The organism is Halomonas pelophila (genome assembly GCF_040196315.1).
Taxonomy (GTDB): domain Bacteria; phylum Pseudomonadota; class Gammaproteobacteria; order Pseudomonadales; family Halomonadaceae; genus Halomonas; species Halomonas pelophila.
This window is the reverse complement of record NZ_JBEGCI010000007.1, coordinates 25,179-50,254: the sequence shown is the minus strand read 5'-3', so window position 1 is coordinate 50,254 and position 25,076 is coordinate 25,179. Positions and strand designations below refer to the sequence as shown.

23 protein-coding genes are annotated in these 25,076 nt (G+C 69.7%); 18 read left to right on the top strand and 5 right to left on the bottom strand.

What is annotated here, in order from left to right; translation table 11 throughout:
• Positions 1-105 precede the first annotated feature (105 nt).
• The 7 genes from ABE957_RS09465 (at position 106) to ABE957_RS09435 (ending at position 7,119) form a co-directional block, all read left to right on the top strand.
• Entirely contained in the window at positions 106-1,446 is a 1,341-nt protein-coding gene (locus ABE957_RS09465) for a glycerate kinase type-2 family protein (protein WP_349758428.1), read from the top strand.
• Positions 1,443-2,933 (top strand): pyruvate kinase, encoded by a 1,491-nt coding sequence (pyk, locus tag ABE957_RS09460; RefSeq protein ID WP_349758426.1) that lies wholly within the window; start codon positions 1,443-1,445, stop codon positions 2,931-2,933. The genes ABE957_RS09465 and pyk overlap by 4 nt, the downstream gene beginning before the upstream one ends.
• An 84-nt stretch (positions 2,934-3,017) precedes the next feature.
• Positions 3,018-3,752: a GntR family transcriptional regulator gene (locus tag ABE957_RS09455; RefSeq protein WP_349758424.1), complete on the top strand. Its 735-nt coding sequence runs from the start codon at positions 3,018-3,020 to the stop codon at positions 3,750-3,752.
• 111 nt (positions 3,753-3,863) lie between these two features.
• Complete coding sequence (gene modA / locus ABE957_RS09450; RefSeq protein WP_349758423.1) at positions 3,864-4,670, top strand: molybdate ABC transporter substrate-binding protein; 807 nt, start codon at positions 3,864-3,866, stop codon at positions 4,668-4,670.
• Positions 4,670-5,338 (top strand): molybdate ABC transporter permease subunit, encoded by a 669-nt coding sequence (modB, locus tag ABE957_RS09445; RefSeq protein WP_349758422.1) that lies wholly within the window; start codon positions 4,670-4,672, stop codon positions 5,336-5,338. The genes modA and modB overlap by 1 nt, the downstream gene beginning before the upstream one ends.
• Positions 5,331-6,566 (top strand): ABC transporter ATP-binding protein, encoded by a 1,236-nt coding sequence (locus ABE957_RS09440; RefSeq protein ID WP_349758421.1) that lies wholly within the window; start codon positions 5,331-5,333, stop codon positions 6,564-6,566. Before modB ends, ABE957_RS09440 begins: the two co-directional genes overlap by 8 nt.
• A gap of 10 nt (positions 6,567-6,576) precedes the next feature.
• Entirely contained in the window at positions 6,577-7,119 is a 543-nt protein-coding gene (locus ABE957_RS09435) for a DUF192 domain-containing protein (RefSeq protein WP_349758420.1), read from the top strand.
• Here the strand turns inward: ABE957_RS09435 and ABE957_RS09430 are convergent, their stop codons facing one another.
• Positions 7,120-7,980 carry a DMT family transporter gene (locus ABE957_RS09430; RefSeq protein ID WP_349758419.1) on the bottom strand — a complete coding sequence of 287 codons (861 nt, stop codon included), beginning with the start codon at positions 7,978-7,980 and terminating at the stop codon, positions 7,120-7,122.
• A gap of 208 nt (positions 7,981-8,188) precedes the next feature.
• Here ABE957_RS09430 and ABE957_RS09425 point away from each other — a divergent pair, with 208 nt between their 5' ends.
• The 3 genes from ABE957_RS09425 to ABE957_RS09415 all read left to right on the top strand — a co-directional run bounded on the left by ABE957_RS09425 (position 8,189) and on the right by ABE957_RS09415 (position 11,082).
• On the top strand, positions 8,189-9,211 hold the full coding sequence (locus ABE957_RS09425) for a DctP family TRAP transporter solute-binding subunit (RefSeq protein WP_349758418.1): 1,023 nt from the start codon (positions 8,189-8,191) through the stop codon (positions 9,209-9,211).
• A gap of 97 nt (positions 9,212-9,308) precedes the next feature.
• Positions 9,309-9,785, top strand: coding sequence for a TRAP transporter small permease (locus ABE957_RS09420; RefSeq protein ID WP_349758417.1), 477 nt, complete (start codon positions 9,309-9,311; stop codon positions 9,783-9,785).
• Entirely contained in the window at positions 9,775-11,082 is a 1,308-nt protein-coding gene (locus tag ABE957_RS09415) for a TRAP transporter large permease (protein WP_349758416.1), read from the top strand. The genes ABE957_RS09420 and ABE957_RS09415 overlap by 11 nt, the downstream gene beginning before the upstream one ends.
• A gap of 55 nt (positions 11,083-11,137) precedes the next feature.
• Here ABE957_RS09415 and ABE957_RS09410 read toward each other — a convergent pair whose 3' ends face one another.
• On the bottom strand, positions 11,138-11,677 hold the full coding sequence (locus ABE957_RS09410) for a macro domain-containing protein (RefSeq protein ID WP_349758415.1): 540 nt from the start codon (positions 11,675-11,677) through the stop codon (positions 11,138-11,140).
• A 30-nt stretch (positions 11,678-11,707) separates the two neighbouring features.
• Positions 11,708-12,532, bottom strand: coding sequence for a carbon-nitrogen hydrolase family protein (locus ABE957_RS09405; protein WP_349758414.1), 825 nt, complete (start codon positions 12,530-12,532; stop codon positions 11,708-11,710).
• A 289-nt stretch (positions 12,533-12,821) separates the two neighbouring features.
• Here ABE957_RS09405 and ABE957_RS09400 point away from each other — a divergent pair, with 289 nt between their 5' ends.
• The 6 genes from ABE957_RS09400 to ABE957_RS09375 all read left to right on the top strand — a co-directional run bounded on the left by ABE957_RS09400 (position 12,822) and on the right by ABE957_RS09375 (position 20,996).
• Positions 12,822-13,799 carry a TAXI family TRAP transporter solute-binding subunit gene (locus ABE957_RS09400; RefSeq protein WP_349758412.1) on the top strand — a complete coding sequence of 326 codons (978 nt, stop codon included), beginning with the start codon at positions 12,822-12,824 and terminating at the stop codon, positions 13,797-13,799.
• A 125-nt stretch (positions 13,800-13,924) separates the two neighbouring features.
• A complete protein-coding gene (locus tag ABE957_RS09395) occupies positions 13,925-16,519 on the top strand; it encodes a TRAP transporter permease (RefSeq protein WP_349758411.1) in 2,595 nt (864 codons plus the stop codon).
• 13 nt (positions 16,520-16,532) lie between these two features.
• On the top strand, positions 16,533-16,961 hold the full coding sequence (locus ABE957_RS09390) for a universal stress protein (protein ID WP_349758410.1): 429 nt from the start codon (positions 16,533-16,535) through the stop codon (positions 16,959-16,961).
• A 322-nt stretch (positions 16,962-17,283) separates the two neighbouring features.
• Positions 17,284-18,099 (top strand): DUF2189 domain-containing protein, encoded by an 816-nt coding sequence (locus tag ABE957_RS09385; RefSeq protein ID WP_349758409.1) that lies wholly within the window; start codon positions 17,284-17,286, stop codon positions 18,097-18,099.
• 159 nt (positions 18,100-18,258) lie between these two features.
• The gene (locus ABE957_RS09380; protein WP_349758408.1) at positions 18,259-18,822 is read left to right on the top strand and encodes a putative pterin-binding protein; all 564 of its coding nucleotides are present in this window, start codon (positions 18,259-18,261) and stop codon (positions 18,820-18,822) included.
• Positions 18,823-18,845: 23 nt separating this feature from the next.
• Positions 18,846-20,996 carry an ATP-binding protein gene (locus ABE957_RS09375; RefSeq protein ID WP_349758407.1) on the top strand — a complete coding sequence of 717 codons (2,151 nt, stop codon included), beginning with the start codon at positions 18,846-18,848 and terminating at the stop codon, positions 20,994-20,996.
• A 66-nt stretch (positions 20,997-21,062) separates the two neighbouring features.
• On the opposite strand, the gene ABE957_RS09370 is transcribed toward ABE957_RS09375, so the two are convergent.
• A complete protein-coding gene (locus ABE957_RS09370) occupies positions 21,063-21,563 on the bottom strand; it encodes a hypothetical protein (protein ID WP_349758406.1) in 501 nt (166 codons plus the stop codon).
• Positions 21,564-21,880: 317 nt separating this feature from the next.
• Here ABE957_RS09370 and nosP point away from each other — a divergent pair, with 317 nt between their 5' ends.
• Both nosP and ABE957_RS09360 read left to right on the top strand, forming a co-directional pair.
• Positions 21,881-23,020, top strand: coding sequence for a nitric oxide-sensing protein NosP (gene nosP, locus ABE957_RS09365; RefSeq protein WP_349758405.1), 1,140 nt, complete (start codon positions 21,881-21,883; stop codon positions 23,018-23,020).
• Positions 22,950-24,350 (top strand): ATP-binding response regulator, encoded by a 1,401-nt coding sequence (locus ABE957_RS09360; RefSeq protein ID WP_349758404.1) that lies wholly within the window; start codon positions 22,950-22,952, stop codon positions 24,348-24,350. Before nosP ends, ABE957_RS09360 begins: the two co-directional genes overlap by 71 nt.
• Here ABE957_RS09360 and ABE957_RS09355 read toward each other — a convergent pair.
• Entirely contained in the window at positions 24,342-25,034 is a 693-nt protein-coding gene (locus ABE957_RS09355; protein ID WP_349758403.1) for a response regulator, read from the bottom strand. The genes ABE957_RS09360 and ABE957_RS09355 overlap by 9 nt on opposite strands.
• Positions 25,035-25,076: the final 42 nt, after the last annotated feature.

Below are 25,076 nucleotides of genomic sequence, written 5' to 3'. Positions count from 1 at the left end.
GTCGGGTCGTCGCCTGTCGGATCGCCGCTGGCGATCGTTGCCCGGTGGTGGGTTCCCCCTGAAGTACCCTCCCGTCACCGGGCCTTTTTCGTGAAGGAGACTCCCATGAACACACTCAGCCCCCAGGTCGCTCATGGCGCGCTCGAGTCGCCAGCTGCCTGGCTCAGGCAGCTGGCGGATACCGCGATCGCCGCCGTGCATCCCGATACCCTGCTGCCCGACCGGCTCCCCGAGCCGCCCCGCGGGCGCACCCTGGTGGTCGGCGCCGGCAAGGCCGCCGCCGCCATGGCCGCGGCCCTGGAGCGTAGCTGGCAGGCCCATCAGCCCGAGGCGCCGCTCGAGGGCCTGGTGGTGACCCGCTACGGGCATGGTCCACAAGGGAAGGGCCCCCAGGGACCGCAGAGCGAGTGCCGGCGCATCGAGGTCCTCGAGGCGTCGCATCCGATGCCCGACGACCTGAGCGAGCAGGCGGCGCGCCGCATGCTCGAGGCCGTGCAGGACCTGGGGGAAGATGACCTGGTGATCGCGCTGGTCTCCGGCGGCGGCTCGTCGCTGATGACCCTGCCGGCACCCGGCGTGAGCCTGGCCGAGAAGCAGGCGATCAACAAGGCGCTGCTGCGAAGCGGCGCGCCGATTCGCGAGATCAATACCGTGCGTCGCCACCTCTCCGCCATCAAGGGCGGACGCCTGGCGGCCGCCGCGCACCCGGCCCGGGTGCTGACCTGGCTGATCTCCGACGTGCCCGGCGACGAGGCCTCGCTGATCGCCTCCGGGCCGACGCTGCCCGACGCGAGCCGGCCGGCCGAGGCGCTGGCGATCCTCGAGCGCCACGCCATCGAGGTCTCCGACGGCGTGCGCCAGTGCCTGACGGGGCAGGCCACTCCGCCCCGGCCCGACGATGCCGGCTTCGCCCGGGACGAGAGCGAGATCCTCGCCCGTGCCCGGGACGCCCTGGCGGCCGCGCAGGCCGCCGCCGAGCACGACGGCATCGAGGTGCGCCTGCTCGGCGACGATCTCGAAGGGGAGGCCCGCGCGCTGGGCCGCGCCCAGGGCCGCATGGCGCTCTCCGCCCAGGACGGCCTCGAACGGCCGCTGCTGATCCTCTCCGGCGGCGAGACCAGCGTGACCGTCGAGGGCGACGGCCGCGGCGGGCGCAACGTCGAGTACCTGCTGGGGCTGTTCGCGACCCTCAAGGGCGCCCCCGGCATCCACGCCGTGGCCGTGGATACCGACGGCATCGATGGCTCCGAGGACAACGCCGGCGCGCACTGCTCCCCCGAGGATTGGGGCCGGGCGCAGGCGGCGGGACTCGATCCCGACGACTACCTGTCACGCAATGACGCGTATACTTTCTTCGAGGCCCTGGACGACCTGATCGTCACCGGGCCGACGCGCACCAATGTCAACGATTTTCGTGCCATCCTGGTACTGCCGAGGACCTCATGACGCTGCCGACCCACGCCCCGATTCACGCCCCCATCCGTCGCACCAAGATCGTCGCCACCCTGGGTCCCGCCAGCGACCGGGAGGGTGTGCTCGAAGCGATGCTTGCCGCCGGCGTCGACGTGGTGCGCCTCAACTTCTCCCACGGCACCGCCGACGATCACCGCCAGCGCCTGTCGCGGGTGCGCGAGATCGCCGCGCGCCTCGGGCGCAGCGTCGCCGCCCTGGGTGACCTGCAGGGCCCCAAGATCCGTATCGCCCGCTTCAAGGAGGGCGCGGTGACCCTCGAGGAAGGCCAGTCCTTCATCCTCGACATGGGCCTGGACGGCGACCAGGGCGACGCCACCCGGGTCGGCTGCGACTACAAGACCCTGGCCGACGACGTCGCCCCGGGCGATCGCCTGCTGCTCGACGACGGCCGGCTGGTGCTCGACGTCAATCGCGTGGTCGACCACCTGATCCACACCAGCGTGGTGGTGGGCGGCAAGCTCTCCAACAACAAGGGCATCAACAAGCAGGGCGGCGGCCTCTCTGCGCCGGCGCTGACCGACAAGGATCGCGCCGACCTCGCGACCGCCGTCAATATCGGCGTCGACTACCTGGCGATCTCCTTCCCGCGCAGCGCCGCCGACATGCTCGAGGCCCGCGAGCTGCTCGGCGAGGCGGGGGCCGAGATCGGCCTGGTGGCCAAGCTCGAGCGCGCGGAAGCCGTGGCCAGTGATGAGACCCTGGATGGCATCATCCGCGCCAGCGAGGCGGTGATGGTGGCGCGCGGCGATCTCGGCGTGGAGATCGGCGACGCCAAGCTGATCGGCACCCAGAAGCGCATCATCAAGCATGCCCGCACCCTGAACCGCGCGGTGATCACCGCCACCCAGATGATGGAGTCGATGATCGAATCGCCGCTGCCCACCCGGGCCGAGGTGTTCGACGTGGCCAACGCCGTGCTCGACGGCACCGACGCGGTGATGCTCTCCGCCGAGACCGCCGCCGGCGACTTCCCGGTGGAGACCATCGAGGCGATGAACCGGGTGTGCCTGGGCGCCGAGCGCGAGCGTCGCGCCCAGGAGTCCGGCCACCGCATCCACGAGGGCTTCAGCCGCATCGACGAGACCATCGCGCTCTCGGCGATGTACGCCGCCAACCACCTGGCCGGGGTGGCCGCCATCGCCTGCATGACCGCCTCGGGCTACACGCCGCTGATCGCCTCGCGGATCAGCTCGGGACTGCCGATCATCGGCCTGGCCCATAACCCGGTCGCCCAGCGGCGCATGGCGCTCTACCGCGGGGTGGTCTCGCTGCCCTTCGACACCAGCGAGATGAGTGCCTCCGAGCTCAACGACCGCGCCCTGGCGCTACTGGTCGGGCAGGGCATCGCCGTACCCGGCGATCACGTGATCCTCACCCGCGGCGATCACATGAACGCCCATGGCGGCACCAACACCCTGAAGATCCTCGACGTGGGGGCGGAACACCAGGCCGATGCGTGATTCTTGTATACGATAGGTGCGTCTGCTGTGGTCATTCCGGTGACGGGATGAGAAGCTGTCGGCAAACAACCTAGAGGAACGATCATGCACGAGGAGTGGCAGGAGGAGGTGCTGGCCGAGGTCAGGGCCGGGCGTCGCATCAGCGACCGGGATATCGTCGACCAGGTGCGACGCGCCGTGCTGATGCAGCGCCTGCCGCCGGGCACGCGTCTGCCGGAGGTGACGCTGGGCGAGGTGTTCGGGGTCAGCCGGTCGGTGGTGCGCAAGGCCCTCACCCGGCTCGCCTCCGAGCACGTGGTCGATCAGCGTCCCAACCAGGTGGCGCGAGTGCGGGCGCCGAGCATCGAGGAGACCCGCGAGACCTTCGCCGCCCGGCGCCTGGTCGAGGGCGAGGTCGCCGCGCTGTTGGCCGGCGGCCTCGACGCCGCCTCGGCGGCGCGTCTCGAGCAGGAGGTCGAGCGCGAAGTCGAGGCCCACGGGCGCGGCGACGAGCCGGCGCGCATCGAGCACTCCCTGGCCATCCACCACCTGCTGGCCGACCAGTCGCCCAATCGCGTGCTGGGCGCGATGCTCACCGACCTGATCCTGCGTACCTCCATCGTGATCGCCCTCTACAAGCGGCCGAGCCTCGGCTCCTGCTACCTGGAGGGGGATCACACCTCGCTGCTGGCCGCCCTGAAGGCGGGCGAGGGCGAGGCCGCCCGGGGCGCCATCCTGGAACACCTGGAGAGCCTCGAGGCGCTGCTGGACCTGAGCGCCCGGGAGACCCGCATCGACCTGATGGCGATCCTCGGCCAGGCCGGCGAGGTCGAGGCCTGATCCGGCCTTGATGCGCATCAAGGCGGGCGGCGCTCCGGCGCCGCCCGCCTTGTTCCCTCCGCGGACCTGGCCGACAATGCGGGCTCGTTGACTCGGGCTTTGGATCTCTTCATGACCGCTGTGCTCCGCCTCGCCCTGACCGCCTGGCTGCTGGCGATCGCCTCCCCGGCGATCGCGGGGCCGGCCACCGTGGCCGCCGCCTCCTCACTGCAATTCGCCTTCCCCGAACTGATCGAGCGCTTTCGTGCCCAGGGCGGCGCGCCGGTGCGCATCAACTACGGCGCCTCCGGCAACTTCCGGCGACAGATCGCCCAGGGCGCGCCCTTCGAGCTCTTTCTCTCGGCGGACGAGAAGAGCGTGCTGGCCCTCGACGAGGCGGGCTTCACCGAGGATGCCGGGGTGGTCTACGCGGTCGGCCGGCTGGCCTGGATCCAGCCCCCCGGGCGCGGCGCTCTGCCGAGCGAGGAGGACGCGCTCGCCGCCGTCGAGGCGGCCATCGCCACCCACCGGGCGGGGGAGGGGCGCCCGCGGGTGGCACTCGCCAATCCGGAGCACGCCCCCTACGGCATCGCCGCGCGCCAGGCGCTCCAGCAGGCCGGGCTCTGGGAGGGTTCGGCGCCGCTTCGCGTGATGGGCGAGAACGTCTCCCAGGCCGCGCGCTTCGCCCTGGCCGACGAGGCCCGCGGCGGGCTGGTGGCCTACTCGCTGGCCCTGGCCCCCACACTCGCCGAGCGGGCCGAGGTCGTGCTGATCCCCGCCGACCGGCACGCGCCGCTGCGCCAGCGCATGGCGCTGATGCCCGGCGCGGGCGAGTCGGCCCGCGCCCTCTACGCCTGGCTGCAGGGCGAGGAGGCGCGCGAGATCCTGGCGCGCTTCGGCTTCCAGCCGCCGACCCTGACCCAGACGGACGCGCGCTGATGGACTGGACGGCGCTCTCGGTCTCGCTGCGCCTGGCGGGGCTGACCTGCCTGCTGCTGCTGCCGGTGGGGCTGTGGCTGGGGCGTGCCCTGGCGTTGTCGCGCTTTCGCGGCCGCGCGCTCTGCGAGGCGCTGGTGGCGCTGCCGCTGGTGATGCCGCCCACGGTGCTGGGGTTCTACCTGATGCAGGCCTTCGGGGTGCAGGCGCCGTTCGGCGCCGTCTGGCAGTCGCTGACCGGCGGCGGGCTCAACTTCACCTTCACCGGCATCCTGCTCGCCTCGCTGGTCGCCAACCTGCCCTTCGCCGTGCAGCCGATCCAGCGCGCCTTCGAGACGATCCCCCCCAACCTGCGCGAGGCGGCCTGGTGCAGCGGCCTCTCGCCGAGCCAGACGCTCTGGCGCATCGAGCTGCCGCTGGTGTGGCCGGGGCTAATCTCGGCCCTGGCGCTGACCTTCGCCCACACCCTTGGCGAGTTCGGGGTGATCCTGATGGTCGGCGGCGCCATCGACGGCGAGACGCGCACCCTGGCCATCGCCATCTACGACCGGGTCCAGGCCTTCGACGAGGCGGGGGCGGCGGTGATGTCGGCCATGCTGCTGCTGGTCTCCTTCCTGACCATCGGCCTGGTCTACGGGCTGGCCGGGCGACGCAGGTGGCGCCGTGGCTGAGTCGACGCGAGGCGCCCAGCCGCAGGCGAACGGCGAGCGGCTGGCGGTCAGCCTGCACCAGCCCGGGCCGATCCCGCTGGCCGCCGACTTCCACTGCGAGGCCGGGGAGCTGCTGGCCCTGGTGGGGCCCTCGGGCAGCGGCAAGACCACCCTGCTGCGCGCCATCGCCGGGCTCTACCGGCCGGCGGGCGGCGTCATCCGCTGCGCCGGGGAGACCTGGTTCGAGGCCGCGGCGGGGCGCTCGCTGCGCCCCCAGCAGCGCCGCGTGGGGCTGGTGTTCCAGGACTATGCGCTCTTCCCGCACCTGACGGCACGGGGCAACGTCATGGTCGCGCTGGATCACCTGCCTGCCGCCGAGCGGCGCCTGGCCGCCGAGCAGTGGCTCGCCCGGGTACGTCTCGACGGGCTCGCCGACCGCCATCCCGCGGCGCTCTCCGGCGGCCAGCGTCAGCGTGTCGCCCTGGCCCGGGCCCTCGCGCGCAACCCGCGGGTGCTGCTGCTCGACGAACCCTTCTCGGCGGTAGACCAGGTCACCCGGCGGCGCCTGCAGCGGGAGCTGGCCCTGCTGCGCGACGAGATCCGCATTCCCATCGTGCTGGTCACCCACGACCTGGACGAGGCTGCCGCCCTGGCGGATCGGCTCTGCGTGCTGCATGCCGGCCGCAGCCTGCAGCAGGCGCCGGCCGAGGAGCTCTTCCGCCGCCCCGCGAGCCCTGCGGTGGCGCGGCTGCTCGATCGCCACAACGTCTTCGCGGGCCGCGTGGCGGACGACGCGTCCGGGCGCTGGCTGCAGTGGGGCCCCTGGCGGCTGGAGGTGACCCACGGCCTCGAGCGGCTCTCGCCGGGGCAGCGGGTCAACTGGTACCTGCCGCCGTCGGACGTGGTGCTGCACCGTCGCGGCCGTCCCTCGCGGGGCGAGCGCGAGAACCCCGTCCAGGGCCGAGTGGTGGAGATGGCGGTGCTGGGGGGCATCAGCTTCGTGGCGCTGGCCTTCGATCACTGCGACGATACCCTGCGCTTCGAGCTGCCCACCCATGCGGCGCGCCGCAACGGCCTGGCCCGGGGCGAGCGGGTGGGCGTCTCGCTGCTCGCCGCCGGGATCCACCTGATGCCCGAGGCCGGCGCGCCGTCCGTTGATGATGAGCCCGCCGATGATGAGCCCGTCGACGTTGAACCCATCGATGGTGAACCCGCCGACATCAAGCCCGCCGATCTTTCCGACCGCTGAGGAGCCCCCCATGAATGCCACCCGTCGCCAGCTGCTGCTGGGCCTGGCTCTGCTGCCCGCGGCCGGCCTGCTGCCGCGCCCGCTGCTCGCCGCCGAGCCCGATGCCGCCCCGTCTCTCGAGAGCGTGCCGCTGGTCATCCACGGCGCCCAGGGGCCGCAGCGCCTCGAGGTGGAGGTGGCACGAAGCATCCGCGAGCGCAGCCGCGGCCTGATGGAGCGCAACGATCTCGACGAGGGGACCGGCATGCTCTTCCTCTACGATCGGCGCCAGCCCTCGCGCAACGGCTTCTGGATGTATCGCACGCGGATCCCGCTGGACATCGCCTTCATCGATGAGGCCGGCCGCATCGCCGAGATCCACCAGATGACGCCCTGCACCGCCGATGCGCCCGGCGACTGCCCGGTGACCCGCCCCGGCGTGCCCTACCGCGCGGCCCTGGAGGTCAATGCCGGCGCCCTCGAGGCGATGGGCGTGGCGGCGGGGGACTGCGTCAGCTGGCCGGACGGCGGCGGGCTCTGCGCGGGCCAGGCCTCCGAGCCGACGACTCCCTGATCAAGGTGCCGGGCGGCGCGGGCCGAGGCGCAGCACGATCAGCGCCAGCCCGGCGATCACCAGCCCACCGCCGATGAGCTTGTGCGGGCCCAGGCCGTCGCCCATCAGCACCAGCCCCAGCAGCACCGCACCCACCGGCATCAGCAGGGTCAGCGGCACCACGCGGTTGACCGGATGGCGGCGCAGCAGGCCGTACCAGAGGCCGTAGGCCACGATGGAGGACATCACCGCGGTGTAGAACACCGCGCCCCAGCCGGCCCAGCTGGCCGCGGCGATGGCCTGCCACTGATGCTCCTCGAACCACCAGGAACCCAGGGCCACCTGGGGCGTGGCGAACAGTGCCACCCAACCGGCCAGTGCCATGGGCGAGACGTTGGGTCCCTGCTTGATCAGCAGCTGCGAGATGGCCCAGCCCAGGGCGCTGAGCAGCAGCAGGGCGGTGGGCAGCGGCGCCGGCAGCGTCGGGCCACCGGCCAGTACCGCGACCCCGGCGAAGGAGAGCGCCAGGCCGACCCCGCGACGCGGCTCCAGGCGCTCCTTGAGAAACACCACGGCGAGCAGGGTGGCGAAGGGGGTGCCCATCTGCACCAGCAGCGCGCCGGTGCCCGCCTCGGCCTGGCCCAGTCCGATGAACAGCAGGGCGAAGTGCAGGGTGCCGAAGGTCACCGAGAGCAGGGCCAGGAAGGGCAGCTGGTGGCGGGCCACCGGGTGGAACGGCACCAGCAGCGCCGCCACCAGGGCGAAGCGCAGCGTGGTCAGCAGCAGCGGGGGAAGCTCGACCACCCCCAGCTTGATGACGATGATGTTCAGCGCCCAGATGGCGATGACGGCGAGGCCCAGGGCCAGGTCACGAAGCGGCACGATGTCTCCTCGGGGAGGGTCGGCGAAAAGCCTGACAGCATAGCAACTCCGTTGAATGCGGGGACAGCCGGCGGGCTTGGCGTCCCTTGCATGACGCCGGGATGACAGGGCATCTTGAGGCTCGCGGTGTCGATGACGCCCTGCCCACAACGATGCCGGGGTGGCCGCCGACGGGCCGCCCCGCGCCCAGCACAACTAAGGACACGCCATGCCTTCATCACGCCCCGCGCGCAGAGGTGCCGCCGCCCTGGCCGGCGTCCTGCTCGTCAGCGCTGCCTTCTCCGTCTCCTCGTCCGTTCAGGCCCGCGAGCTCTCCGTCTCCACCGTGCTCTCCGACGCCTTCCCCTGGGGGCAGGCCGCCGAGAAGTGGGCCGAGCGGGTCGCCGAGCGCTCCGGCGGGGACCTGACCCTGCGGGTCTACCCCAACTCCCAGCTGGTCAGCGGCGACCAGACTCGCGAATTCTCGGCCATGCGCTCGGGACTGATCGATGCGGCCGTGGGCTCGACCATCAACTGGTCGCCCCAGGTGCCGGAACTGAACCTCTTCTCGCTGCCCTTCTTCATGCCCGACGTCGAGGCGGTCGATGCCGTCACCGGCGGCGCGGCCGGGGAGATGATCTTCGAGGCCATCGCGTCGCGCGGCGTGGTGCCGCTGGCCTGGGGCGAGAACGGCTTTCGCCAGCTCTCCAACTCCCAGGGCCCCATCGACGAGCCGGCCGACCTCGAGGGGCTGAAGATCCGCGTGGTGGGCTCGCCGCTGTTCCAGGACACCTTCACGGCGCTGGGCGCCAACCCCACCCAGATGAGCTGGGCCGATGCCAAGCCGGCGCTGACCACCGGGGCGGTGGACGGCCAGGAGAACCCGCTGTCGGTGTTCGACGTGGCCCGGATCGACCAGGTGGGACAGGAGCACCTGACCCTCTGGAACTACATGAACGACCCCCTGGTCTTCGCGGTGAACCGGCAGGTCTGGGATTCCCTCTCCGAAGAGGAGCGCACCCTCCTGCGCGAAGCCGCCGAGGAGGCCGGTGCCTGGGAGATCGCCATGACCCGCGAGGAGGAGCCCGCGCGGCTGGCGGCGATCAAGGAGCGCGGCGTCACGGTCACCGAGCTCGACGAGGCCCAGCACCAGGCCTTCGTCGAGGCCACCGAGAGCGTTCATGACGAATGGGTGCCGCGCATCGGCGAGGCGATCGTCGAGGCCGCCCGTACCGACATGCAGCCGGACTGACCCCTAGTCCTCAGTCCCTTCGGCCCCGCTCATCGGCCCTTCTCATCGGCCCCTGGCGGGGCCGATCTCGTATCGACTCCGCTGACACCCGACGCCCATGAAACGTCCCGACGCAAGACTCGAACGCCTGCTGGCGACCCTGGCGATCCTGAACATCAGCCTGATCAGCCTGGCCAACGTGGTGGTGCGCTACCTCACCGGCGGCTCCTTCGCCTTCACCGAGGAGTTCTCGGTGTTCCTGCTGGTGGTGCTGACCTTCGGCGGCGCCTCGGTGGCCCTGCGCCGCAATGGCCATATCCGCATCGCCATGCTGGAGCGGGCCCTGCCGTGGGCGCCGCGCCGGGCCCTGATCCTCTTCCAGGGGGCCTGCGGACTGGCCGTGCTGGGGCTGATCACCTGGTACGGCGCCAGGATGACCTGGCAGGAGATCCAGTGGGGCTCGCTCTCGCCGGGACTCGGCCTGCCGCAATGGTGGTACCTGGCCTGGCTGCCGCTGCTCTCGGGGCTGATGTTGCTGCGCCAGGTGCAGCAGACGCTGGATCGCCTGCGCGGGGGGCTAGAGGATGAGTCCTGATCTGTGGATGCTGCTCGCCTTCGTGGGCCTCTTGATCAGCGGGGTCCCGGTGGCCTTCGCGCTGAGCCTGGGCGGGGCCGTGGGCATCTTGGCCGGGCTCTCGCCGGCCATGCTGGCCACGCTCGGCACCAATACCTACAACGGCATCGCCAAGTACCCGCTGATCGCCATCCCGCTGTTCATCCTCACCGGCCTGATCTTCGAGCGGGCCGGGGTGGCGGCGCGGCTGGTACGCTTCGCCCAGGCGCTGATCGGCCCGCGTCACGGCGGCCTGGCCGTGGTGGCGGTGCTGGTCTGCATGATCATGGGGGGCATGAGCGGCTCGGGCCCCGCCGACGCCGCGGCGGTGGCCATGGTGATGCTGCCGAGCATGACCAGGGCCGGCTACCCCAAGCCCTTCTCGGCCACCCTGATCGCCGCCTCGGCGTCGACGGCGATCCTGATCCCGCCCTCGGTGGCACTGATCCTCTACTCCATCGTGGTGCCCGGGGTGGACCTGCGGGCCCTGTTCGCGGCGGGCCTCTTCCCCGGCATCCTGGCCGGGCTGGCGCTACTCGGGCCGGCGGTGCTGGTCTCCCGCCGCCACGGTTGGGAAGGCGGAGTCGGAGGCGGGGAGGCCGCGGCGCGGCCCCGGGTGGGCGAGAGCTTCCGGCAGGCGCTGCCGGCGCTCTTCGCCCCGGTGATCATCCTCGGGGGGCTTCGCAGCGGCCTCTTCACGCCCACCGAGGCGGCGGTGGCGGCGGTGGCCTATGGGGCCCTGGTGGGACTCTTCCTGACCCGGGAGATGCGCTGGCGGGATCTCTGGGAGCTGCTGGGCGAGGCGGCGGTGATCTCCGGGGTGGTGATGCTGATCATCGCCCTGGCCGGCATCTTCGCCTGGGCCGGCACCATGCTCGGCACCTTTCGTCACCTGGCGGAGTGGATCGTCGGACTCACCGACAACGGCACGCTGCTGTTGATCCTGATCATGCTGGCGGTCCTGCTGGCCGGCATGGTGCTGGATGCCATCTCGATCTACCTGATCATGATGCCGATCCTGATCCCGGTGATGCAGCACTTCGGCTGGAACCCGGTGTGGTTCGGCATCCTGCTGGCCATGAACATCGCCATCGGCCAGTTCACCCCGCCGGTGGCGGTGAACCTGATGGTGACCACCGAGGTGGCGAAGATCCGCCTGGAACAGACCGTGGGCTGGGCGCTGCTGTTCGTGGTCGCCATGGCGGTCGCCCTGGCGCTGGTGGCGCTCTTCCCCGAGATCGCCCTGTGGCTGCCCCGGGTGCTGGGCTACAACGTCTGAGGCCGTCGCGGGCGGCTCTCCCGCTGCCCGCGACCGGCCATGCCTGTCGGTGCACTCACTCCCTCTGTGACGCCGTGCCGCTCTCCAGGGTGGCCAGGGTGCGCTGATGCAGGTCCCGGCTGGTGGCGTCGAAGAGCACGAAGCGCACGCGCTCGATGCCTGGGCAGCGGGGCAGGGTGGTGAGCACCGTCGAGATCGCGATCCTCGCCGCCTCGGCCGGCGGGTAGCCGAAGGCCCCGGCGGAGAGGGCGGGGAAGGCGATCGAGCGGACCCCGTGGCGCTCGGCCAGCTCCAGGGCGTGGCGGTAGCAGGCCGCGAGCAGCTCGTCGGCGGGCTCGTCGACACCGTAGACCGGCCCCAGGCAGTGGATCACGTGGCGGTTGGGCAGCGCGAAGGCCTCGGTGATCACCGCCTGGCCGGGGCGGATCGGCGCCAGCGGCCGGCACGCCTCGGCGAGTGCCGGGCCGGCGGCCCGGTGCAGGGCGCCCGCCACGCCGCCGCCGCTTCTCAGCTGGGCGTTGGCGGCATTGACCACGGTATCGATATCGGCCTGGTGGGCGATATCCCCCTGGACGCATTCGATTCGTTCGGTCATGACGCGACTCCTCGATGGCCTGGCCTGCTCTCAGTCTGGCGTCCACATCGGCAGGGCATCAAGGTCCGCCCGCCGGTCCGTGCCCAGCGGCAGGCGGCGGCGCGCCTCGCGAAGCGCCGCCTTGTCCAGGGTCAGCCGTTGCCACTCCTCGCCGGTGCCGAAGGTAAGGGTGGGGTGGTCGTCGTCGACCAGCGGCGGGCAGAACAGCGACTGACCCCACTCGGCGCCGGCGCGATTCAGGCTCAGCCAGTAGAGCTGGTTCTCCATGGCGCGGGTGGTGACGAAGGCGTGCCAGCTGGCGAAGCTGAAGTCGCGGGTGAAGGCGACCGGATGCAGGATCAGCTCGACCCCCTCGTCGGCCAGGCGCCGCGCTAGCTCCGGGAAGCGCAGGTCATAGCAGATGACCACGCCGACCCGCCAGCCGGCGATCTCGGTGACCAGCAGCTGCTCGCCGGGCGAGAAGTGGGCCGCCTCGCCCGAGGCTCCGAACTGGGCGCAGTGGAGCTTGTCGTAGACGCCGGCCAGGCGGCCGTCGGGGCCGACCAGCACCTGGCTGATATGGCGGCGGCTGCCCGCGCGGCGCGCCATGCCGAAGGCGATGGCAGTGCCCAGTTCCCGGGCCAGCTCGGTGAATGCCTCGACCACCGGGCCGCCGAGATCGTCGTCCAGCGCCTCCAGGCAGTCGAAGGCGTCGTCGCTGTATTCCTGGGCGGCGAGCTCCGGCAGCACGATGATATCCGGCACGCCATCGTCACAGGCCACACGCAGGCGATTCGCCAGCTGGTGCAGGTGGGTGAGCTGGTCGGCGCGACAGCGAGTCGTCGGAATGCTGATCTGACCGGCGAGTATCTGCATGGTGTCTCCTGTGGCGGGGCCTGCTGATGGCGGGACTCGGGCCGCTGCTTTTCAATCCATTCGTCAGTCTATTCCCGCGGCAGCCTCGACGCCCATACGTGGACAGCGCCGCGAAAAATTAACGCTCGCGTGATCTACGCTGTGTCTAGACTCCCTCGTAAGCATAAAGGCCGCATCATACGATCGCTTTTTTCGCTAAAGTAGGGGGGAGCGGCTAAGAGCCGTCGGCGGTTCAGGATCGGGACTGCCACTACACGGAATCCGTTTTCACAACACAAGAGGTGTGTTCATGAAACGTCATGCTTTCTCCGCTGCTGCCTTTTCCGGCGCGCTGCTGGGAGCTGCGATGTTTGCATCGCCGGCCATGGCCCAGGAAGAGAAGTACATCACCATCGGTACCGGTGGCCAGACCGGCGTCTACTACGTGGTCGGCCAGTCCGTCTGTCGCCTGGTGAACCGTCTGGAAGACGCCAACATCAAGTGCAACGCGCCCTCCACCGGCGGGTCGGTGGCCAACATCAACGGCATCAAGTCCGGCGAGCTGGACATGGGCGTGGTGCAGTCCGACGTCCAGTACCAGGCTTACAACGGTACCGGGAACTTCGATGGTGATGCCTACGAGGAACTGCGGGCCGTCTTCCGTGTCCACGGCGAGCCGCTGACCATGCTGGCCCGCGCCGATGCCGGCATCGAAGGCCTCGACGACCTGGAAGGCAAGCGCGTCAACATCGGCAACCCGGGCTCTGGCCAGCGCAACACCATGGAAGTGGTCATGGAGGCCAAGGGTTGGACCATGGACACCTTCTCCCTGGCCTCCCAGCTAGGTGCCGCCGAGCAGGCCGCGGCCCTGTCCGACAACAACATCGACGCCATGGTCTATGTGGTCGGCCACCCCAACGGTTCCCTGCAGGAGGCCACCACCACCGTCGATGCCCGCCTCGTTCCGCTGGAGGGTCCTGTCATCGACGAGATCGTCGCGGAGCATCCCTTCTACTCCAAGGTGCTCATCCCCGGCGGCATCTACAAGGGCAACCCGGATGACGTGCCCACCTTCGGCGTGGCGGCCACCTTCGTGACCGATTCCAACACCGACGATGAGGTCGTCTACCAGACGGTCAAGGCGATCTTCGACAACTTCGATCGCTTCAAGCGCCTGCACCCGGCCTTCGAGAATCTCGATCCGCAGGAGATGGTCAGCTCCGGTCTGTCGGCCCCGCTGCATGAGGGCGCCGCACGCTACTATCGCGAGCAGGGCTGGATCGAGTGATCTCCGGTACCTGAGATCACCTCATCCAGGTGTTGAGTGCGCGGTCATCCCGAGCGGTGGCCGCGCACTCTGGTTCTGACGAATGATTACCAGTGTCAATCGATAACTTAGAGCAGGGCTCGCTTATGACCGAGGACAAGATGAGGTCTCCGGGTGATGAGGTCGACCTGGAGGATATGGTCGCCTCTACCGACTCGGGGGCGCGCAAGCCGGCCGGAATGCCGGGCAAGCTGCTGGTCAGCATCGCCGCGGTGTGGTCCCTCTTCCAGCTGTGGATCGCCTCGCCGATCCCGTTCATTCTGGGCTTCGGGGTCTTCAATGCCACCGAGGCCCGATCGATTCACCTGGCCTTCGCGCTCTTCCTGGCCTACATGGCCTATCCGGCGCTGCAGCGCTCGCCGCGAGACCGCATTCCCATCCAGGACTGGGTGCTGGCCGCGGCCGCGGCCTTCTGTGGCGCCTACATGTTCATGTTCTACGAGCAGCTGGCCCAGCGCCCCGGCGCCCCCATCCTGCAGGACGTGATCATCGGGGTGGTCGGTATCGTGCTGCTCCTCGAGGCCACCCGGCGTGCCCTCGGGCCGCCGCTGATGATCGTGGCCAGCGTCTTTCTCTTCTACAGCCTGGCCGGCCCCTGGATGCCTGGCATCCTGGCGCATGGCGGGGTGAGCCTGTTCGGCCTGGTCAACCACCAGTGGCTGACGACCCAGGGGGTCTTCGGCATCGCGCTGGGGGTCTCGACCAGTTTCGTCTTCCTGTTCGTGCTCTTCGGTGCCTTGCTCGACAAGGCGGGCGCGGGTAACTACTTCATCAAGGTCGCCTTCTCGCTGCTTGGTCACTACAAGGGCGGGCCGGCCAAGGCCGCCGTGGTGGCCTCCGGCATGACCGGTCTGATCTCCGGCTCCTCGATCGCCAACGTGGTGACCACGGGCACCTTCACCGTGCCGATGATGAAACGCGTCGGCTTCTCTGCCGAGAAGGCGGGGGCGGTGGAAGTGGCATCGTCGGTCAACGGCCAGATCATGCCGCCGGTGATGGGGGCCGCGGCCTTCCTGATGGTCGAGTACGTCGGCATCTCCTACGTGGACGTGATCAAGCACGCCTTCCTGCCGGCGCTGATCTCCTATATCGCCCTGATCTACATCGTGCACCTCGAGGCCCTCAAGGCCAACATGCAGGGCCTGCAGAGCAGCAATCCGCCCAAGCCCCTGGTGCGCAAGGTGATCGGCTTCCTCGGCGGCCTGCTGCTGATGATGATCACGGCCATGGTGGTCTATTACGGCCTGGGCTGGATCAAGCCGCTGCTGGGCGATGCCACCCCCTGGCTGGTCGCCGTGGTGCTGGCGGCGGTCTACGTGGGCCTCTTGAAGGTGGCCGCCGGCTATCCCGAGCTGGAGCTCGACGATCCCAACGAGCCGGTCTACACCCTGCCCCAGACGCGCCCCACGGTGCTGGTCGGCCTGCAGTACATCCTGCCGGTCGTCGTGCTGATCTGGTGCCTGATGGTGGAGCGCCTCTCGCCGGGGCTGTCGGCCTTCTGGGCGACGGTGCTGATGATCTTCATCATGCTGACCCAGCGTCCGATCACCTCGATCTTCCGCGGCCGCAGCGACATGGCGACGGATCTCCGCGAAGGGGTGATGGACCTGTGGAGCGGGCTGGTGACCGGTGCGCGTAACATGATCGGCATCGGTATCGCCACGGCCACCGCCGGCATCATCGTCGGCGCCGTGTCCCAGACCGGGGTGGGCCTGGTGCTGGCCGACGTGGTCGAGGTGCTCTCCATGGGCAACCTCATGCTGATCCTGCTGCTCACGGCGGTGCTCAGCCTGATCCTCGGCATGGGCCTGCCCACCACCGCCAACTACATCGTGGTCTCGGCGCTGCTGGCGCCGGTGATCGTCCAGCTGGGTGAGCAGAATGGCCTGCTGGTGCCGCTGATCGCGGTGCACCTGTTCGTGTTCTACTTCGGCATCATGGCCGACGTGACACCGCCGGTGGGCCTGGCCTCCTTCGCCGCGGCGGCGGTGTCGGGCGGTGACCCCATGCGCACCGGCTTCCAAGCCTTCTACTACAGCCTGCGTACCGCGGCGCTGCCGTTCCTGTTCATCTTCAACACCGATCTGCTGCTGATCGACGTCTCCTGGCTACAGGGGATCCTGATCTTCGTGGTGGCCACGGTGGCGATGCTGATCTTCGCGGCGGCCACCCAGGGCTTCATGGTGACTCGCAGCCGCTGGTACGAATCCATCCTGCTGCTGCTGGTGGCCTTCACGCTGTTCCGGCCGGGGTTCTGGATGGACATGATCCACGACCCCTATCAGGATATCCCGCCGGCCCAGTTCGTCGAGACGCTGGGTAGCGTCAGCGATGACACCACCCTGCGGCTGCAGATAGCGGGTCTGGACGCCTACGGCGATCCCATGACCACCTACATGACGCTGCCGGTGCCGGAGGGCGAGACCGGCGAGGAGCGCCTGGAGAACCTTGGGCTGGAACTGTTTATCGAAGATGAGAGGGCCGTGGTCGATATGGTCGCCTACGGCAGTCAGGCCGCCGACATGGGCTTCGACTTCGACCAGGAGATCATCCAGGTCCTGGCTCCGGTGGACCGCTGGACCAAGGAGTGGATGTGGATTCCCGCCTTCCTGGTGTTCGGCCTCGTCCTGATGCTGCAACGGCGGCGGCGCGATCGCGATGCCGCCCTGGCTCAAGCCTGAAGGAGGCGCAACCATGTACTCCAAGATCATGTTGCCGGTGGATCTCAACGAGGAGGCGTCCTGGGAGAAGGCGCTGCCCACGGCCCTGGCGCTGTGCCAGAGCTTCGGTGCCTCGCTGCACGTGGTGACGGTGCTGCCCGACTACCGCATGCCGCTGGTGGGCTCCTACTTCCCCAAGAACTTCGCCGAGAAGGCGCATAAAGCGGTCTCCGACGCCCAGCACGAGTTCATCCGTGAACACGTGCCAGAGGACATCACCGTCCAGAGCGTTATCGTCGATGGCTCGCCGTGGGAGGCGATCATCAATGCGGCGAAGCAGCTCGAGATCGACCTGATCGTCATGGCCTCCCACAACAAGCGCAAGTTCGTCGACTACGTGCTCGGGCCCAATGCCGAGCACGTCGTGCATCACTCGAAGATGTCGGTGATGATCGTGCGCTGAGTGGGCATGATGCCATCCTGGCCGATGGCAATAACGTAGCACCCTGCGAACGCCTCTCCTCAGGAGAGGCGTTCGCATTTGGGCGAGTCCTCGCCGCTGGTGCCATGCGGGTGATGATCCTCGCCAAACGCCTGGCCGATCCGTCTCGTGAGGACACTGTGCGTTGAGGGATTCGCGCTTGTGCCCTCTGCGTGAACGGCGGCCGTCGTCTACATTAATCAGACGTTAAGAGATGACGGGCGCCTGTCGGCCACGCGTCGAGATGCGCCCCGAACCGGCCCGGCGGAACCGGGACACCAAAGGCGGAAACAGGGGTGTGACCATGAATGCGGCAACCAGAGAGCAGGACAAGACTGCTGCGCCCAATGTCAGGATCAACATCCGGTCAGTGGGTATGGACAAGCCACGAGCCTGGCTGGCGGCGGGCTTCGAGGATTTTCGCCAGGCCACCTCGGTCAGTCTTGCCTACGGCATGTTCTGGGTGGGGCTGAGTATCGCCATCACCGCCGGTGCCTTCACGCTGGGGCTGTGGCACTGGCTGCTGCCGCTGATTGCCGGGTTCATGTTCCTCGGGCCGCTGGTGGCGGTGGGTTCCTACGGCATCAGCCGGGCGATCGAGGCGGGGCGCGTTCCCAACCTCGGTGATGCGTTCGGCGCCTGGAAGGGGCACGCCGGGCAGCTGGCGATGATGGGCGTGATGATGATGATCTTCTTCCTCGCCTGGATTCGCCTGGCCACCCTGCTGTTTGCGCTGTTCTTCGGCCTCGAGGCACCCAACCCCGAGACGCTCTATGCCTCGCTGCTGACCACCCCCGACGGCCTGATCATGCTGGCCGTGGGTACTGCGATCGGCGCCGTGCTGGCCTTCGGCGCCTTCACCATCAGCGTGGTGGCCATCCCCACCCTGATGGATCAGGATCTCACCTTCATGGAGGGCATCGAGGCCAGCATCCGTTCGGTGGCCAAGAACTTCCGTCCGATGCTGCTGTGGGCGGCCATCCTTACTGGCTGCGTGCTGGTCGGGGTCATGACCTTCTATATCGGCCTGGCCCTTATCCTGCCGGTGCTGGGCCATGCCAGCTGGCATGCCTACGAGGACCTGGTGCGCATCGAACCGCTCGAGAAGCTGGAAAGCTGAGACGATACCCGTCTCGCGGCATGGGTATCGGTGGCATCACATCAATGGAGACAAGAGGGGCGCCCTGGCGCCCCTTTTGCTTTCCGGCTCTCCATGTCCTGACCTCGGGCGCCGAGTGACGTACTCTGTGCCGGTCTTCTTGTCTCAGGAATCCCGCTCATGTCGACCGGATTCATCGTTCGCCTGCTGGCACCACTGTTGTGGCTGCTGTTCGCGCTGCCTCACGCCCAGGCCCACCCCCACGATCAGGACCATCCGTCATCGTCAGACCCAGCCCAGTCGGCGTCCCTGCCCGAGCCCACCGGCAGGGTGATCCTGACCCTCAGCGGGGATATCGCCCATCCCAACGTGGGTGACGAGGCGCACTTCGATCGCGCCATGCTCGAGGCCCTGCCGTCGCGGGTCATCGAGACCCACACGCCCTGGCATAGCGACAAGGGGCGCTTCGAGGGGCCCCTGGTCCGGGCCCTGCTCGAGGCCGTCGGGGCCGACGGCGACTGCCTGCGCATCCGGGCCCTCAACGACTTCGAGGCGCAGGCCCCGCTGTCCGACTTCTATGACCACGACGTGATCCTCGCCATGTCACGCGATGGCGAGCCGCTGGGCATCCGCGACTACGGCCCGCTGTTCGTCGTCTATCCCTTCGATGCGCATCCTGAGCTCTTGACCGAGGCGGTGCGCTTCCGCTCGGTCTGGCACGTCGAACGGATCATCGTGCCCTGAGAGGCCCCGGGCGAGGAGGCCTGATGCTGCACTACCCCCTGCGTCTGAAGCTGGGCGCCATCGCCGCCCTGCTGTTCTTCGCCGCCGCCCTGGTGGTGGTCGGCCTGGTCGCCTGGCGCCAGCACGCCCTCTCCGAAAGCGTGGGTGGCAATGCCGTCTGGCACGCCTACAAGCTCGATCGGGACACTGTGGAGCTGAAAAGCTTCCTGGCCCGCCCCAATCCGGCGGCACAGCGGCCGCTGCTGGCCATGCGCATCCGCCTGGAGCTGCTCTACAGCCGCCTCAACCTGCTGAAGGAGGGCGACATCACCAAGCTGCTCGCCAAGATCGACATCGCCGAGGAGCTGGTGGCGCAGGTCGAGTCGCATCTCGATGCCATGGATGCGCAGTTGCGCAGCCTGGAGCGCCTCGACGGTGATGCCCGGAGCCACCTGATCTCGCGGCTGGGGATCCTGGGGGGCGTCACCGAGCGATTGATCATCGCGATCAATGGCCACCTGGCCGAGGCCACTACCCGGGAACGACGCACGCTGCAGACGCTCTACGGCGTGCTGCTGCTGCTGATCCTCGCGATGAGCCTGGCGGCATCGCTGGTGGTGGTCTTCCTGTTTCGCGAGTCCCGCGACAACGCCGCCGCCCGACGCGAGCTGGAGACCCTGAGCCGCGAGCTCGAGGTCACCGCGCAGCGCGCCGAGTCGTCGAGTCGCGCCAAGTCGGAGTTCCTGGCGACGGTCAGCCACGAGATCCGTACCCCGCTCAACGGCGTGATCGGCATGAGCGACCTGCTGCAGGATCAGCCGCTGCCCGTGAAGGCGCGCCACTTCGCCGACACCATTCACGACAGCGCCCAGCGGCTGCTCGAGCTGATCAACGACATCCTGGATTTCTCCAAGATCGAGGCCCAGCGCCTGGAGTTCGAGGAGCGCCCCTTCGACCTGGCCGAGCTGATCGACGGGGCGGTCGCACTGTTCGCGCCGCGCGCCCAGGCCCGGGGGTTGCGCCTGGAGTGCGAGTTGGATCCTCGGCTGCCGACGCGACTCTTGGGCGATGCCGGCCGCCTGCGCCAGGTGCTGCTCAACCTGCTCTCCAATGCCATCAAGTTCACCGAGCAGGGCGAGGTGCGGCTGGGCGTCCGCGCCCTGGGCGAGGGGCCGGTGCTGTTCGAGGTCGTCGACACCGGGATCGGCATTGCCCCCGAGAGCCAGCGTCAGCTGTTCGAGCCTTTCCAGCAGGGCGACCCCTCCACCGCGCGCCGCTTCGGCGGCACCGGGCTCGGGCTTGTCATCAGCAAGCGCCTGGTCGAGGCGCAGGGCGGACGGCTCGCCTTCGAGAGCGAACCGGGCCGGGGCAGCCGCTTCTGGTTCGTGTTGACGCTGCCGGAGGCGACGGCCGGCGAGGTCGCGGCCGACGTGGCGGTGCCCGCCGCCCAGGGAGGCCTGGCCGACGCCCGGCTGCTGGTGGTCGAGGACGACCCGGTCAACCAGCAGGTGGCCCGCGCCATGCTCGAGCGCCTGGGCTGTCGGGTCAGCGTCGCCGAGGCCGCGGACGTGGCGCTCTCCTGGGCGGCCCGTGAGCACTTCGACCTGATCTTCATGGACGTGCAGCTGCCCGGCATGGATGGGCTGGAGGCGACCCGGCGGCTGCGCGCCCAGGGCGGCTGGTCGGCCGAGGTGCCGGTCGTGGCCATGACCGCCGGCGGACCGAGCGGCGATCAGGCGCGCTGCCTGGCCGCCGGCATGAACGGCTACCTGACCAAGCCGCTCTTCCAGCAGGCCCTGGTGGCGCTGCTGCATCGCCACCTGCCGCGTGGCGAGCCGCCCCCCGCGGCCGACTCGCCGCTCGAGGAGGCGACGCTGTCGTCGCTGGAGGAGAGCCTGGGTCGACAGGGGCTGACGGCGCTGATCACCCTCTACCGGCACCAGGCGGCGGAGCACCTGGCGGGACTCGAACAGGCCCTGGTCGAGGGGGGCGCCCGCCAAGTCGAGTACCTCGCCCATCGGCTCAAGGGAGAGTCCTCGAGTCTGGGGGCGATGCGGGTCGCCGGACTGGCCGGCCAGCTGGAACGGCTCGGCGCACAGGAGCGACTGGAAGAGGTCGCCGTCATCCTGAGCGCGCTGCATCGCTGCCTGGCCATGACGCTGGTGGCGCTGGAGGCCTGGTCGTCAGCCGAGTGAACCAGGTCCGGGACGAGTCGGGCTGAGCCGGGCCGGGTCGTGGCGTCGAGGCCGCCTGGTGGTGGATCAGGTCCCCACGGCCGCACGCTGGGTCTGGTCGCGAACCTCCTCGAGGAGCCGGCATTCATGGCGCTTGCCGTCGACGAAGCGGGTGAGCAGGGCATCGAGTCTCGCTAGCTGGCAGTGCCGGGCCATCAGTTCGCTGAACTGCAGCGAGTGCTGGGCGAAGGCCAGGGCGTAGCTCAGGGTCTGGGAGGCCATGGCGTCGTCGCTGATGAACAGGTGCAGCCGGTACTGCTCCGCGAGGACCCGACGCCGGGCGAGGTTTGCCGGCAGGCAGTGACGCCGCTGCAGCTGCTCGGCGAGGGTCTCCAGGGCGCCCAGGCGCTGCTCGCACTCGATGCCCAGGGCGGCCATCAGGCGACTGATGTGGGGGCGGGTCGGCAGGAAGCTCAGGGCCAGGCCGCGGTAGCGCTCCATCTCGCGCGACTCGTGGTCGTACGTTAGCGACAGCGGCTGATCGGCGGGGCTGGGACGAGCGGGTATGTCGGGCAGGCAGGCAGGCATGGGCATCTCCGTTTTTTTGTCATTCGGGCCTCTTCTGGGCACCGTCCAACTAAGGTAGACGCACGGGGTTCCCTCCCTCCTTGATATCGGTCAATTTCGGTCACGGATCAGCAGAAAGTACCAAGCCGCCTGCGCACCGTAAGACGCGAAACGGCAGCACCATGGCTCGGCGTTGTCGCTCCCGGCCCCGGGGCATACACTGCCCCAAACCCGACAGGCAGGCCGATATGCGTGATCTTTTCCCCGCCAGCCCCGGGCTCGGTGGCGCTTCAGACCAGGGCACGTCAGACCCGGGCCCGGCCGACGAGAGTGTGCCGTTGCGCACGGCCGTCAGCCGCCGCAGCGATCCCCGGGCCGCGGCGCGGGAGCTCGCCGACGCGCTGCGCCACCCCGAGCTCGGCTTCGTGCTGTTCTTCTGCAGCGCCGACTATCCTCTGGCGGCGCTCTCCGAGGCCCTGGACGCGGCCTTTGCCGGCGTGCCGGTGGCGGGCTGCACCACCGCCGGGGAGATCACCCCCGTGGGCTACGGGCGCGGCTGCATCGTCGCCATCGGCCTCGACCGGCGCCACTTCGCGGTCTCCTGTGCGCTGGTCGAGGACCTGACGGGCTTCGACCCGATGCGCGCCCAGCGCCTGGTCGATGGCCTGCTCGACGACTGTCGCGATCGCGCCCTGGCGCCCCTGGCCGAGCACAGCTTCGCCCTGACGCTGCTCGACGGCCTCTCCAGCTGCGAGGAGCAGGTGCTGGCGACCCTGGATGCCGCCCTGGGGCGCATCCCCAGCTTCGGCGGCTCCGCCGGCGACGACAATCGCCTGGCCCATACCCATGTGCATGCCGAGGGGCGCTTCCACGGCCAGGCCGCGGTGGTGGTGCTGATCAACACCCGGCTGCCCTTCGAGGTCTTCACCACCCACCACCTGCGCCCGCGCGGCGAGAAGCTGGTGGTCACCCGGGCCGATCGCGAGCGCCGCCGGGTGCTGGAGCTCAACGCCCTGCCGGCCGCCGAGGAGTATGCCCGGCTGGTGGGCCTGCCGGTCGCGGCCCTGGATGCCGCGGTCTTCGCCCGCCACCCCCTGGCGGTGCGGCTGGGCGAGGCGTATTTCGTGCGCGCCATCCAGCGGGTCAACGACGACGGCAGCCTGAGCTTCTACTGCGCCGTGGAGAACGGCATCGTGCTCACCGCCATGCGTCCGGCGCCCCTGCTCGAGGATCTCGAGGCGGTCTTCGCTGGGCTCACCGAGCGGCTCGGCGACCCGGCGCTGATCATCGCCTGCGACTGCTTCCTGCGTCGGCTGGAGCTGGAAACGCTGGAGCAGGTGGACGCGGCCTCGCGGCTGCTGGCCCGCTCGCGGGTGATCGGCTTCAACTCCTATGGGGAGCAGCATCATGGCATGCACATCAACCAGACCTTCACCGGGGTCGCCATTGGATCTCGACCGGCCGCGGGCGATTCCTGAGGACGCCTCCCCCCGCGAGCGGGAGCTGCTCGCCGAGAACGCACGCCTGCGCCGGATCGCCGCCGCGCTGATGGAGCGGGTGGAGTCCGCCGGGGTGGCGGGCGCCGCCCCCTATGCGGCCTTCGAGCATGCCGTGCTGCTCGCCGAGCAGGTCCGCGAGCGCACCGAGGCCCTGCAGCAGACCCTGGCCGAGCTGCATGCCGCCAAGGCCGAGGCCGAGGCGGCCAACCTCTCCAAGACGCGCTTCCTGGCCGCGGTCAGCCACGACCTGATGCAGCCGCTGAATGCCGCCCGGCTGTTCACCAGCGCCCTTGAGGAGCACGAGCTGCCCGCCGCATCGACCCGCCTGGTGGGGCATGTCGGCCGCTCCCTCACGGACGTGGAGGCGCTGCTCGGCACCCTGGTGGACATCTCGCGGCTCGACGCCGGCGTGCTCGAGCCGGACATCGCCCCGTTCCCCGTCGCCCGGCTGCTCGACGTGCTGGCCGAGGAGTTCCGGCAGATGGCCGCGGCCCGGGGGCTCGCGCTGCACTACGTGGGCAGCGAGGCGGTCATCGCCTCGGACCTGGCGCTGCTGGCGCGGGTGGTGCGTAACTTCCTGACCAATGCCATCCGCTACACCGAGCATGGCCGGATCCTGCTGGGCTGCCGTCGCCGCCCCGGCGGGCTCGAGATCCTGGTGGGCGATACCGGACCCGGCATTCCCGAGGCGCAGCGCGAGGCGATCTTCCAGGAGTTCCAGCGCCTGGGTGAGCGCCGCGACGCCGAGGATCGCGGCCTGGGGCTGGGCCTGGCGATCGTCGATCGCATCGCCGGGATCCTCGATCATCCCCTGCGCCTGGCCTCGGTGCCAGGGCGCGGCTCGCTGTTCGCGGTGCGCGTTCCCTATGGCCGGCTGCCGGCATCGCCGGCGCGCGGCCCGGCCTCGGCGCCGGCCTGGGAGGGCGACATCCTGGCGGGCATGCGGGTCTGGGTCGTCGACGACGATCCCGAGATCTGCGAGGGCATGGCGGCGCTGCTCGCCGGCTGGGGCTGTGGGGTGCGCACCGCCACCTGCCTGGCCGACCTGGAGGTGCAGGCAAAGGAGGAACGTGCCGAGGTGCTGCTGGTCGACTATCACCTGGGGGAGGGCGACCCCGACGGCCTCGCGGTGGCGGCGCGGCTGCGCGAGCGCCAGCCGGGGCTTGAGGTAGTGGTGATCACCGCCAATCACGACGCCTCGATCAAGAGCCTGACCCGCCAGTTGGGCTACGGCTGCCTGCTCAAGCCCGTGAAGCCGCTGCGGCTGCGCATGCAGCTGGTCGGACTGCGAGGCGAAGGCTCAGGGTGACGGGGCGTGGCGCTCGGCCAGCAGGGCCTCGAGATCGAGCGCGCCGGCGGCGAGTATCGCTTGGACGCGGCCCGAGACGTGAAGCTTGCGCAGGATCGCCGAGACGTGGGTCTTCACCGTGGTCTCGGCGATCTCCAGGTCGCGGGCGATCACCTTGTTGGAGGCGCCGCGAGAGAGGCGGATCAGCACCTCGAGCTGCTTGTCGGTGAGCTCGGCCAGGCGCAGCCGCTCGGCGTCCCGCGAATCCCCCTCGCTCGGAGCCGGCGGAGGCGTGGCGGCCGGGGGGCGGCGCATGATGTCCGCCGGCAGGTAGAGCTGTCCCTCCAGCAGGCGGGTCAGGGCCGCCTGCAGCTCCCGGCGCGGCGTCGACTTGGGGATATAGCCCACCGCGCCGAGATCGATGGCCTCGAGGATGGTGCGCCGTTCCTGGTCGGCGGAGAGGATCGCCACCGGCAGCGCCGGATACGCCTCGCGCAGCGCCCGGAGTCCCTCGAGCCCGCTGGCATCGGGCAGGCCGAGATCCAGCAGCACCAGATCGACGTCCGCGTGCTGCTCGGCCTGCTGCAGGGCGTGGGCCAGGCTGTCGGCCTCCAGCAGCCGACTGTCGGGCAGCCCGGCGGCGATCACCGCGCCGATGGCCTCGCGAAACAGCGGATGGTCATCGGCGACCATCAGGGTGTGCATGGCAGTCCTCCTGGCATCGTCTCGCCTCCTACCGAAGGGGGA